At 32.9% G+C, this 13,301-nt stretch carries 5 protein-coding genes; all 5 read left to right on the top strand.

Features of this window, described 5'->3' with window-relative positions; genetic code table 11:
- The first annotated feature begins 7 nt into the window (after positions 1-7).
- The 5 genes from ACQH3L_RS05265 (at position 8) to ACQH3L_RS05245 (ending at position 13,301) form a co-directional block, all read left to right on the top strand.
- Positions 8-7,432: an ankyrin repeat domain-containing protein gene (locus ACQH3L_RS05265; protein WP_425384723.1), complete on the top strand. Its 7,425-nt coding sequence runs from the start codon at positions 8-10 to the stop codon at positions 7,430-7,432.
- 120 nt (positions 7,433-7,552) lie between these two features.
- Entirely contained in the window at positions 7,553-8,302 is a 750-nt protein-coding gene (locus ACQH3L_RS05260) for an NTP transferase domain-containing protein (RefSeq protein WP_425384722.1), read from the top strand.
- Positions 8,303-8,426: 124 nt separating this feature from the next.
- Complete coding sequence (locus tag ACQH3L_RS05255; protein WP_425384721.1) at positions 8,427-9,380, top strand: NAD-dependent epimerase/dehydratase family protein; 954 nt, start codon at positions 8,427-8,429, stop codon at positions 9,378-9,380.
- A complete protein-coding gene (locus tag ACQH3L_RS05250) occupies positions 9,337-11,664 on the top strand; it encodes a glycosyltransferase (protein ID WP_425384720.1) in 2,328 nt (775 codons plus the stop codon). The genes ACQH3L_RS05255 and ACQH3L_RS05250 overlap by 44 nt, the downstream gene beginning before the upstream one ends.
- Positions 11,625-13,301 (top strand): WG repeat-containing protein, encoded by a 1,677-nt coding sequence (locus tag ACQH3L_RS05245; RefSeq protein WP_425384719.1) that lies wholly within the window; start codon positions 11,625-11,627, stop codon positions 13,299-13,301. Before ACQH3L_RS05250 ends, ACQH3L_RS05245 begins: the two co-directional genes overlap by 40 nt.

Below are 13,301 nucleotides of genomic sequence, written 5' to 3'. Positions count from 1 at the left end.
AGGGTTTATGCATGTACCTAAACAACAAACCAGTTTTTATCAAGAAGATAAACAGTTTTTATCACGTTCTTACACATCAAAAGAGGAGTTTATTAGAGAATATAAAAAGCTCTACCGCAGAAAAGCAAAAGCTGAAGAACTTTATCTCCTGGTTTTAACTGAACTTGAAGAGGCAATATCAGATGGTAATGTCGACAGCTTAAAAAAATTAAGCAATTTTATTGATTACATAAGTGATGCAGAAGATCAAGTAACTTTGAGAGACTATTATGATAATGCTAACAATCCTGTTAAGAGTACTAACTTAGTTATCTTAGCTTGTAAACACAATAAGGTAAAGATTTTAGAATACCTACTTGGCAATAATAGTAAAATTCTCAGTAATTTATCTGTTGGCATCAGAGAAACTACTATATTACCAGATGATGAGGATGAAACATGCCATAATGCGTTTTATTATGCTATACGTTCAGGTAATGTTGAACTTCTTGATACACTCATTAATAAATGGCCAGGCAATTATTTTGCTGTTCATTTCAGGGAATTAGATGAAATTCTTTCACGATCTTATGAGGAATTAAAACTAAAGAACGTATTCTTGTCAGAAGAGATAGAAATTTTTGTTGAAAATAAGTTGATAAACCTCCGTTTTTTCTCTAGTGCTTCTGGACAAGATCAGAATGTGAAGAGTTATCTTAATAACATCAGAGAGCGGATTGAGTTAGTACTTCAAAATATTAGCCTGTTAAAGGCAGAGTATTCAAACACAGAAAAAGTAGATGAAAAGTTTTTATTCATAGCAAAATTTATTGCACAAAATATTCATATATTAAAGCGGCAGTTGAAATCAACCTACGATAGACTACCTTGGGAAGAAATGGAATTTTGTTTGATCAGTTTTGTTTCTTCTCACATAAAACGACAGGAAATGAATCTATTCTATAATGCCACATTGAATAAAAGTAAAATACTAGACCACTTGGAAAATTTTGCAAAGAAACTTAAAGAAGAAAAAGATATTATAGAAGGTGTGGACATTGGTAAATTTGCTGATCTCCCGAAGTTAAAACGTGAGAGGGTTGTTGCAGAGATCGTTAGCAATTATCCTCAATTTGGAGAGTTGTATAGCGATTATCAACAAATTAGGGATATTCATTCTTTAGAGAAAATAAGTGATTATATAAAGTTGGCATTATCAGCTAATCCTAAAGAAAGGGAAGGACAGTTAATTATTACAAGGGTTTTACAGGTTATTGGTGAATATTTAAAAAACACTCTAGAATCTCCCAAGTTATCTAGCACTACAAGCGAGCTTCTTCTACTATCATTACCAAAGAACACAAGAGAAGTCATTATAGATTTACGTAATTCACTGTCACATGCTTACTCGCTCTCTAAAAGAACAGAGATTGAGGAAAATACAGATGTTAACTTTTTTATTGGTGTTCAAAATGATACTAAAAGAATCGATAATGTAATTACTGATATTCTTTACAATAACAAGATTAAAATAGTCATAATGTTGCTAAAGAAAATTACCAGTAGTGAAAACTTAGACGAGATAAAAGAAGTTGCTGGAATATTTAGTAACGTTGAATTAGATGAAATGATTACAGAGAGTTTTAAAGTGATGGAACATGATAAGCTTGAAAAACTCATAAAAGAATTAAGCAATAATATAACTGAAAAGACGAATTATGAAAAGGAGCTGTTTAATAAAATTGATAACATAATCAATTTTGCAAAAACTAAATCAAAAAATATCAGAACTGATTATGTTACGGCGTTTATATCATTAAAGAGCTTAGATGTTGGTTTGAATGACAATAAGATTGACCATAATGTTATTAGAGGAATAAAATTCTTTGCTAATAAAACACTAGAGAATATTCCTTCCCAAATAGAGTCTCACAATCTTAAAGAAATAGCCGAACTATCAATGAAAATTTCTCATAGTGTTAGGTCAAGAATACAGGATGACAACCTTGATAAAGTAAATAGATTAACTTGTGAGATTTTTTACATTGCTGAACTTGGAACAGGTGACCTTAAATGGATTGAGGAATTAAGAAACAAGTTGAATGAGAAAGGTTCGTTTATTCCTATACATAAACAAAGGAAGGCTTACAACATAACAGAAGAAAAATACAATAACCAGCTTGAACTGAAGTTATCTGAACTGAAAAGTATTTTGAGGAATAACGCATTAAGTGGCAAGTTAACTGAAAAGCTTCCTTCCTACAAGAGGAATAAAAAGTTGCAAGCAGTAGTAGAAATGCTTGTTCTGGATATAATGTCAATTTTAGGTAGATCAGAGAAGCATCTAGAAAACAATCTACTTTTTTTAGATGATAACACTCCTTTATTAACTGGAAAATGTTTGCGTAATCATTTAGCACACGATAATACCTTAGTTGATGTATTGTTATCTGATCCCTCAATAGCAGTTATCTTGAACGCTAAAAAACTTATTTCAGAAAATGTAATAAAAAGTAAGAAGAAAATTGGCAAGTCGGTAAAAGATGATCCTTCCAAGCTGAAAGATAAATACGATCAAAACCTTATCACTATTACTAATCAGGAAAAAATGTTTGCTGCGTTGGAAGAAGGAAATCTTGAAGACTTAAAGAGTTATCTCAAAAAAGGAGCAGACATCAATGCTAGAAGTATTAACTCATGGACTACATTACATTTTGCTGCTAAGGGACCTAGTCTTGAAATTATAAAATTTGTTCTTAATCAAAACTTAGACGTTAATGTTAAAGATATTAATGGTCAAAGCCCACTACATATTGCTGCTGCATATGGAAGGAAAAATATTGTGGAATTTTTTATAGGAAAAACAGGTGTATATGTTGATGATCTAGATAATAGTGGCAAAACATCACTACATATTGCAGCTAAAAATGGTCACAAAGATGCTGTTGAAATTCTACTAAAAAATAATGCTAATACTAATACCAAAGATATAGCTGGTTTTTCACCTTTACACTATGCAATAAAAAACAATCATATTGATGTTGCTAAGATTATGCTGGAAAAAGAAGCGAATGTTGACATCAACGAAACTATGGGTGGCTTTACTTCACTACATATAGCTGCAGAAAGTGGTTATCTAGGGCTAGTTAATTTTTTACTGAAAAATGAGGCAAATGTTAATGCAAGAAACGATAAGGAGGGAATACCATTACATACAGCAGCACTAAATGGCCACCTAGAAGTAGTGAATGCTTTAATTCTCAAAGGAGCCGATGTTAACTCCAGAGTTATAGATGGTTGTACACCATTACACTATGCAATAGAAAACGGTCATGAAAAGATAGCTAATATTTTATTGAAGCATGGAGCTAATGTTAATGTTGTTGACAAAACCTATAATAACACACCTTTGCACTACGCAGCAAAAGATGGACATGAGAAAATTGTTAAGGCTTTACTGACAAATAAGGCAAATGCTAGTATTGCCACTGTGGAAGGTATAACCCCACTACATTTTGCAGTGCAGAGTGGCCACTTGAAGATAGTTGTTGCTCTTCTCGAGCATGGGGTTAACATTCGCGCTAAAGATAAAAATAATGCTACGCCATTACACTATGCAGCAGAGAGTGGTCATAAGGCAGTTGCTGAGCTTTTAATAAAAAATGGAGTAGAAATCAATGATAAAGCCAATAATAATCTAACACCATTACATGTAGCTGCTCTGAAAGGTCACAAAGATATTATTGAACTCCTAATAAGAAATAAAGCTGAAGTTAGAGCTCAAGACATTAAGGGTAGTACACCGTTACATGCAGCTGCGATGAATGGTAGCAAAGATATTATTGATCTTCTAATAAAAAATAAAGCTGAAGTTGATGCTAGAACTAATGATGGCATAACGCCATTGCATGTAGCTGCTCTAAGTGGACATAAAGACGCTATTGCTTTTCTAATCAAAAGTAAAGCTGAAGTCAATACTAGTGCTAATTATGGTCTTACACCTTTACATGCAGCTATTGTGGGAGGTCACAAAGATATTGTGAATCTTTTAATAAAAAATAAAGCTAAAGTTAACACAGAAGGTATTGCAGGTAGTACACCATTACATGTAGCTGTGGAAGGAGGTCATAAGGAAATCGTTGGAATTTTGGTAGCAAATAGAGCCAGTGTTAATGTTAAGAGTAACAACCTAACACCATTGCTTTCTGCTATTAAGCATAATCATAAGGAGATCGTTGAAGTTCTTGTAGAAAATGGAGCTAGTGTTAATGCAGAAGGTGGTGAACCTTTATCATTAGCAGTACTCGCTGGTTATAGGGATATTGTAGAGATTTTGCTAAAAAACAAGGCCCATATTGATATAAAAGGTCCTGAAGATGCTACACTATTACATTTGGCTGCTAAAAGAGGACATAAGGGGATAGTAAATGCTCTGATAGAAAGGGGAGCCAATGTTGATGCTATGACTATTAATAGTATAACACCATTATATCTTGCGGCACAAGAAGGCCATGAAGAAGTTGCTGAAGTTTTGATAGCAAACAAGGCTAATGTTAACTTTGTAAATGTTGAAGGTACTCCACTACATATAGCTGCAGGACACGGCCATGTTAATGTTGTTGAAGTCCTATTAAGTAATCGAGCAAAAGTTAATGTTAAGGATAATAAGAGCAGAACACCTTTAGAATTAGCAGTTGCACATGGTCATTTGCAAGTGGTTAAAATGTTACTGCAGTATAAAAAAGTAGATATGAATGCTAAAGGCAATGATGATTGGACTATACTGCACATTGCTTCACAGGAAAGTAACTTGGAAATGGTAAAATGTCTAGTAGATGAAGGGTCTAATATTAATGCTAAAAATGCCTCTGGATCAAAGCCTATACACATTGCAGCTAGAGAAGGTTATAAAGATACCGTAGAGTTTTTCCTTAGCAAGGGGTTGAGTATTAATGAGCTTGGTACAGCTAACCAGACATTACTACACTATGCTGCAATGAAAGGTCGGTTAGAAGTTGTAAAGTATTTGATAGCACAAGGTGCTGACGTTAATGCTAAAGATACTAATGGCTTAACTCCTATGCATATTGCTGCTAATTTTGGTTATAAAGACGTTATTGAAGTTTTATTAAAAAATGGTGCAGTTTATAACGCTGTTGACAAGCTTTGTAGAAGACCATTAGAAATGACTAACGATAAAGACGTTATCAATCTATTAGCATCAACTGAGAAATTATTTGAGGCTGTAAAACGTAATAGCTCTTCAGAGGTTGAGAATTACATTAAAGCAGGAGCGTTTGTTAATGCCAAAAATGCTGATAGTGTAACACCATTATATTATGCTGCATGGAAGGGCTATGATGGAGTTGTCAATATTCTATTACAAAATAAAGCTAATCCTAATGTGGTTGGTAACAAGGGGTTTACTCCTCTGCATTATGCTGCTAAGTTCTCTCACTTAAAAGTTGTAAAGGCCCTATTGTCTAATGGTGCAGTATACAATGCTGTCTCTGACAGTGGGAAAACACCATCAGATTTTACTGTGGATAAAAGTATAACTAGCTTATTTAAACTAGTCAGTGAATCATTTAAAAAGGTTAAAGAAGGTAATGCTCAAGTTATTAATGACCTAAATAAGATAAAGGATATTGATACAGTAAAAGCAGTGATGAGTGCTCGTAATAGAGAGAACAAAACGTTAGTAGTTGCTGCAGTACATAGTAACTTTTCAAAAGTCGAGCAGTTGAAGCAGATATTGCAAAGTGACGTATCTGCTCAGATTGATACAGCTTTAGTGCTCTTGAATCAAGGCAATTACCAAAAAGCCTTAAGTATTTTCAGAAGCGCATTTGAAAGAAGAAAAGAAATACTAGGACCAGACAATCCTGGTACTTTAGATATTCAGACATATATAGCCAAAGTGCTATATAAGCAAGGAATTTACCAAGAAGCTTTAAATATGCTTGAAGAGATTTTTCAGAAACAAAAAGAAATGCTGGGTTTAAACGATAAGGATACTTTAAGTACAAGAAGTACAATCGCTTTAGTGCTGCATAGACAGGGGAAAGATGAAGAAGCTTTTAATATTTATCAAGAAGTCTATCAGAGACAAAAGGAAATACTAGGGTCAAATCATTCAGATACCTTAAATACTCAGTTTCACATGGCATTAGTATTAGATAAACAGGGAAAATATGAAGAAGCGTTAAATATCAATAGGGCAGTTTTTGAAAAGAGGAAAGAAACACTAGGTACACATGATCTAGCCACTGTGAGTGCCAAAAATAATATAGCAATGGTACTAGCTAACCAAGGTAAATACGAAGAGTCCTTAAAAATCTATAAAGAGGTTTTTGAAAAGAAGAAAATAATTTTAGGTATTAATCATGCTGATACCTTGAGAACGTTACATAACATTGCTGGGGTACTCTTCAATCAAAATAAATATCATGAAGCCTTGAAAGCTTTTCAAGAGGTTTTAAATATCCAGAAAAAAGCTTTACAACAAAATCACCCAGAAACCTTGAATACTCAATACAACATAGCAAATGTACTTTTTGCTCAAGGGAAATGGATCAGCGCACTTAAAGTCTACAGAGAAAGTTTTGATCAAAGAAAAGCTGTTTTTGGACCAAGTCATCCGAGTGTTTTAGATATTTTAAAAAAGATAGAGATGATTAATTTTAGATTTAAGCTTGAGGGTAGCGAAGCATCAGAGGTTCTCCAGCATCTGCAGAAAGATATCAACATTGCTGCTAGTAAAGGTGATATACGAACTGTTCAGCGTCTGTTAAAAGATGGAGCTGATGCCAACGATAAAGATATTGATGGAAGAACACCGTTGCATTACGCTGTTAGCAATGGACACATAGATATTGTAAACATCTTACTAACAAATGGAGCTAATGTTAGTCAAGTTACTAATAAAGGTAATACACCATTACACACTGCTACTTCCAAATGTTACAAAGAAATTGTTGAGGTTCTGTTACAACATATCAGTCGTGATAAATTAAATGACTTTGTTAATGCTAAAACTACTTCTAGTGGTACTACATCACTTCATGTTGCAGCTAAAGGTGGCTCCTTGGAAGTTGTAAAATCTTTATTAAAACATGGTGCAATTTATAACATCAAGAATAAAGAAGGTAAAGCACCACTTGATCTTTCTCGAGACCAAAATATTACTAACCTATTGAAATTAGTAGAAGAGCTGTTTGAGAATGCAAAAAATGGTAATGTTGAAATTATCAGTAAGCTGAAAGCAATAAAACCCGATGAGCGCGTAGCTGTAACAAATGCTCGTGATGATCAAGGCAAGTCATTAGTCCAGGTTGCAGTAATCAATAAACACTTAAACCTTGCAAGTAGATTATTAGAAATATTAAAAAGTCCAGATCAGAGTTTACAAGATGTCAGCGTAGAAAATAGAGTAAAGAGTTTGAAGTTATAGCTCTCTTAAATGAAACTCTAATGAGGGTGCCAAGATCTAGATCATTTAGAAAATTATAGTGGGCTTTACATCTTATTAATTATAAATTAACTTACTATCTAATCAATCCCTAAGTCATGTATGAGTAACATTTTGATAATATTAGCAGCAGGAAAGAGCAGTAGAATGAATTCACAGTACTCAAAAACACTACACCTAGTAGGAAATTTTACTCTTTTAGAGCATATAATTCACAATGCAAAACCGCTGAGTTTAAAAAGTCTATCAATTGTCATTAACAAGCCTTTTCTAAAGGAGTTAGAAAGATTTAGTACCTTAAAAGATATAATTGATAAATATAATATAAAATTGATAATTCAAGAAAATATTACAGGTACTGGCACTGCAGTTAAAATTGCTCTAGAAAATCTGGAGGAGTTATCTGAACAAGACATAGTTTTAATACAGTATGGAGACACTCCTTTTATATCTAGCGATACAGTTATGAAAATGACTGATTGTTTAAAGTATAATAATTTAGTTCTTCTTGGATTCAATAGTCAAGATGAACAATATGGAAGATTAGTAATTGATAATTACGGAAATGTTCAAAAAATCCTAAAAAATGGAGATAAAATGCTTCTTGCAAACTCTGGAATAATGGCTTTATATGCTAAAGATCTCTTTACCTTAGTAAAAGAAATAAAATTCAATAATTCGACCAATGAATATTGTCTTAATGATATAGTGCCGATTGCAGCAACCAATAACTTGAGTGTAGGTTATGTAGTTTCTGATGAAAGAGAAGCAATGGGAGTAAATAATAAGGAGGATTTGATTAAAGCCGAACACTATTTTCAAGAAAGAAAGCAGCCAACTTTTATTTCATAACTACATTTTTTTATTCATTAATTTAAGTTGACATTTGTTTTATACTGGTTTTATAATACCTTTTGATTCTTACTTGTAAGATAATTGGTACGACAAATTTTCCTAGTTGTAGTAGAGGGTATACATGGGGATATTAATAACAGGTGCTGCAGGTTTGATAGGGTCGACTTTGGTGAAAAAGTTAGAAAACCAAGGCCATGAAGTAATAAGCTGTGATATTAGGTTTCGCAACAATCCACTCAGTTTTTTTTCAGAAGATATAGCACCACTACTTGCTAAGTGTACAGGAATTATTCATCTGGCTGCAATTTCTCGAGTGGTACATGGTGAACTTTATCCTGCACTGTGTCAAAAAATTAATGTTGATGGTACAATGCAGTTTTTAGGGTTATGTAAGTCACTTCCAAATAAACCATGGTTTATATATGCAAGTAGTAGGGAAGTCTATGGAGAGCAGAAGAAACTGCCGGTTACAGAATCTGCTAGTATCGATCCAATAAATAATTATGCCAAAGGCAAAGCATTTATTGAGGAACAAATAACAAGTTTAAAAGATTTTAATGTAGCAATATTACGCTTTTCAAATGTATATGGTGGTTTACTAGATCATAACAGTAGAGTAATTCCTGCACTCTGTATTAATGCATTAAGAGGTGATCCAATTAAAATAGAAGGTAAAGAATGTGTTTTTGATTTTACCTATTTGGATGATGTTATAGAGGGTATATGCTTAACTGTTCAATATTTACAAAGCGAAAAATCTTCTCTTCCTGCTATTCATCTTACTACTAATAGCCCATGTACTTTAGAAAACTTAGCAAAAACAATATTAAAAGTCACGAAAAGTGATTCTAGAATTGATTTTTATCCTCCAAGAAATTTTGACGTAACTAAGTTCCATGGTGATTTTACTAGAGCTAAAGAGCTACTTGGTTGGTCTCCAAAGTATTCATTAGAAATAGGATTAAGTAAATTTATAAAAAGTCTGCAAAACAGTACAAAAGAATATCCTAACAATATAGATATGGTAATATATGAAAATATTAAAAGTTATTCATGGTTACCCTCCTTATTATAGTGCTGGTTCAGAGGTTTATAGCCAAACTCTTGCTCATGAACTAGCAAATAACAATGAGGTACAAGTATTTACTAGGTATGAAAATAGCTTTTTACCTGATTTTTATTACACTACAGTCCTAGATCGTAGTGATTCTCGAATCTTACTGCATTTAATTAATATACCCATAGCTAAATATCGTTACAAATTTATCAATGAAGAAGTAGATATACAATTTAAAAGAGTAATAGATAACTTTCAGCCAGATCTTATACATTTTGGTCATCTTAATCATCTATCAATTACTTTACCAGAAATTGCTTTTAAAGAAAATATACCTACAATTTTTACGCTACATGACTTTTGGTTAATGTGTCCAAGAGGAAGGTTTATTCAACGCAATTCTGAAGATTTGTTACGGCTCTGTGATGGACAAAAGGATCAAAAATGTGCAACCCAATGTTACAAAGGATATTTTACAGGAGATGAAGAATTCCTGAATTCAGACCTAAATTATTGGGAACAATGGGTTGCAACTAGAATGAAGCACACAAGGAAAATAATAGACTATATAGATTACTTTATTTCCCCATCGAAATTCTTGATGGATAAATTTATTCAGGATTTTAATGTTCCGATAAACAAAATTTCTTATCTTGATTATGGTTTTGATCTCAATCGTCTTAAGAATAGAAATAGAGCACAAGAAAAAGAGTTTATTTTCGGTTATATTGGTACTCATACTCCCGAAAAAGGTGTTGATCTATTATTGAAAGCTTTTTCTCATTTATCATCTAAAGTAAAACTTAGAATTTGGGGAGCAGCAAGAGAAGAAACTAAAGCTTTAAAAGCGATTGCCAATCAGTTTTCACCTGTTGTTAAAGAAAGAATAGAGTGGATGGGAAGTTATGATAATAAGAATATAGTTACTGACGTATTTAATAAAGTTGATGCAATAGTCGTTCCTTCAATTTGGGGTGAAAATTCACCGTTAGTAATACATGAAGCACAGCAACTTAGAATACCAGTTATAACAGCCGATTATGGTGGCATGGCAGAATATGTAAGAGATGGACTGTTGTTTAAGCACAGAGATGCAAGTAGTTTATCAGAAAAAATGCAAATCCTATCTACAGATCAGGAGTTATATAGTAAACTTACCCAAAAAGGCTATCCTTACACTAAAAATGGAAATATACCTTCTATAAGTGAGCATACTGAGAAACTTAACAAGATTTACCGTAATGCTATTGAAAAGAAAGGCAAATCAGTAGCTGTGAAACCAGGTCCTTGGAGAATTACTTTTGATACTAATCCAGATTACTGCAATTTTGCTTGTATAATGTGCGAATGTTTTTCACCATACAGCAAAGTTAAAGAAGAAAAGAAAGCTAAAGGAATAAAACCTAAGATACTGTCGATAGAAACTATCAGAAAAGTAATTAAGGAAGCAGCTGGCACACCTTTAAGGGAAATCATTCCTTCTACTATGGGTGAGCCTTTAATGTATAAAAGCTTTGATGAAATAATTAATTTGTGCCATGAGTTCGGCCTGAAGCTTAACCTCACGACCAATGGTTCTTTTCCTATTAAAGGAGCTAGAAAATGGGCTGAACTACTGGTACCAATTTTATCTGATGTTAAGATTTCCTGGAATGGGGCAACTAAAGAAACTCATGAAAGAATCATGAAAGGTTCAAAATGGGAAGTAGTGACAGAAAATTTAAAAACTTTCCTTGAAGTTAGAGATAAATACTTTAGCGATACAGGTGAAAGGTGTACCGTTACTTTACAATTAACATTTTTGGAAAGTAATTTACATGAACTCTATGACATAGTTAAGATGGCCATAAAAAATGGCATAGATAGAGTTAAAGGACATCATCTTTGGGCACATTTTGAGGAAATTAAGGATCTATCTATGAGAAGAGATGAGTTAGCAATTAGTAGATGGAATACAGAGGTGAGAAGGTTATATGAGCTTAGAGATAATATGCTATTACCAAATGGTAAAAAGATAAAATTAGAAAATTTTACAATTCTTTCTCAAGAAGGTATTAAGGATTTGGCTCCAGGTGGTCAATGCCCATTTTTAGGTAAAGAAGCATGGATAAACAATGAAGGAAAGTTTAGTCCTTGCTGTGCCCCAGATGAACTCCGTAAGACATTAGGAAATTTTGGTAATGTTAATGAGGTTAAACTCGAGGAAATATGGCAGAGTAGTGAGTACCTAAGCTTACAAAAGAATTATTTAAATTACAAATTATGCAAAACATGCAACATGAGAAAACCTTTGATCAATTAATCAAAGATAATCTTAGATCTATTAAAATTTCACCGTGTGAGAGGTTTCACGAGTTGCTAGGAAATCCTTTGTATGAAAATAGGTTTATAAAGGTTGGTAAATTTCATGAGCCCGGTCTTGCACCGGTTTATGATCAGACAGGTGCTTATCATATCAATGTAAGAGGAGAAGCAGTTTATCATAATAGATTTCTAAAAACTTTTGGATTCTACTTTAATAGAGCAGCCGTAGAAGATGATACAGGGTGTTACCATATTGATTCATCTGGATGTAGAGTATACAAACAGTCTTATCAATGGATTGGAAATTATCAGGAAGATGCTTGTGTAGTTAGAAGACATGATAAATGTTTTCATATTAATTTAAATGGCAACAGGATTTATCAGGAGGAGTATGATTATGTTGGAGATTTTAAGGATGGTATCGCTGTAGTCTATAAGGATGGTAAAGCTACACATATTAATCATCATGGAAAGTTAGTACATAATAAATGGTATAAAAAACTTAATGTTTTTCATAAAGGGTATTCTATTGCAGAAGATCAACATGGTTGGTTTCATATAGATATTAATGGTGATCCTGTTTACCAGCAGAGATTTAAAATGGTAGAAGCATTCTATAATGGGATGGCAAAAGTTGAAACTTTTGAAGGTGTGTTAGGACAAATCGATATTACCGGAAATGTAAAGTTTAGTATTTTTGATTTAGGTAAAGAATCTCAAGTGCATAGGATTTCTGCAGAACTTTCAGCCTTTTGGAAAACTTACCTCGCAAATGTTGCTATTGAACTTGATTTGTTAAATATCTTACCTGCAACTATGCCAGTTTTATCTCAAAAGTTAAATATTATCGTTCCAAATCTAGAAAGGCTGTTAAGGGCGTTGTGGGAAATAGGGTTTATTGATTACGATAAGGACGAGGACTTATGGAAACTATCATCAAAAGGTAAGTGTTTTAAGGAAATACCATTTTTGCCAAAAGCAGCAACAATGTGGGCAAGAGTTGCCGCTGAAAGGAATTGGTTAAAGATTGCCGATATACTAAAACAGAAGTCAATCTCTTCATTTGAATCTTTTAAGGAAAGAGAAGCATCAGAAGATAAGAAAATAGCGTTTTACCAAGCATTGCTAGGATATTCTAGATTTGATACTAAAGAGTTTAATTCTAGGATTAATATAGATGGTGCTAAGAATATATTGCTATTTGGTGTACACTCTTTATTTCTTGCTTATTCTGATATACACAATAAAGGTTCTATAGGCCTATATAACGAACATAAAGTGCCAAGACAGTTAGTAGAAAATTTAAAAGTCAAACTTATAACTCAGGAAAAACTATCAGCTACAAATTATGAATTAGGTGTCTTTTGCCGCTTTCTACAGCATTATGATGATGATAAAGTATTGTCTTATTTAAAATTGGTCAAAGGAATATCTCGTATTTTATTGATAGAAACTATTTTAGATTACCGCTCTCCAGCTGGAGGCTCTGTAGATATTAATGTAATGGTTGAAACAGGAGGTAAACTAAGAACATTAAGCGATTGGGAAAAAATATTAAAACAAGTAAAAGGATTCAAAATTTTTGCTGTTGTGCCTTTAACAGATTACTTATCAGTCATTGATGTCAGGTATTAA

It is taken from the genome of Wolbachia endosymbiont (group A) of Sturmia bella (assembly GCF_964030905.1).
Lineage (GTDB): Bacteria > Pseudomonadota > Alphaproteobacteria > Rickettsiales > Anaplasmataceae > Wolbachia > Wolbachia pipientis.
The sequence above is the reverse complement of the archived record's forward strand: the minus strand, read 5'-3'. Positions and strand labels throughout refer to the sequence as shown.

What these genes read in the sequence shown, in the direction of transcription:
- ACQH3L_RS05250 (WP_425384720.1), top strand. Translation starts at nt 9,337, where the DNA reads ATGAAAATATTAAAAGTTATTCATGGTTACCCTCCTTATTATAGTGCT.
- ACQH3L_RS05265 (WP_425384723.1), top strand. Translation starts at nt 8, where the DNA reads ATGCATGTACCTAAACAACAAACCAGTTTTTATCAAGAAGATAAACAG.
- ACQH3L_RS05245 (WP_425384719.1), top strand. Translation starts at nt 11,625, where the DNA reads ATGCAAAACATGCAACATGAGAAAACCTTTGATCAATTAATCAAAGAT.
- ACQH3L_RS05260 (WP_425384722.1), top strand. Translation starts at nt 7,553, where the DNA reads ATGAGTAACATTTTGATAATATTAGCAGCAGGAAAGAGCAGTAGAATG.
- ACQH3L_RS05255 (WP_425384721.1), top strand. Translation starts at nt 8,427, where the DNA reads ATGGGGATATTAATAACAGGTGCTGCAGGTTTGATAGGGTCGACTTTG.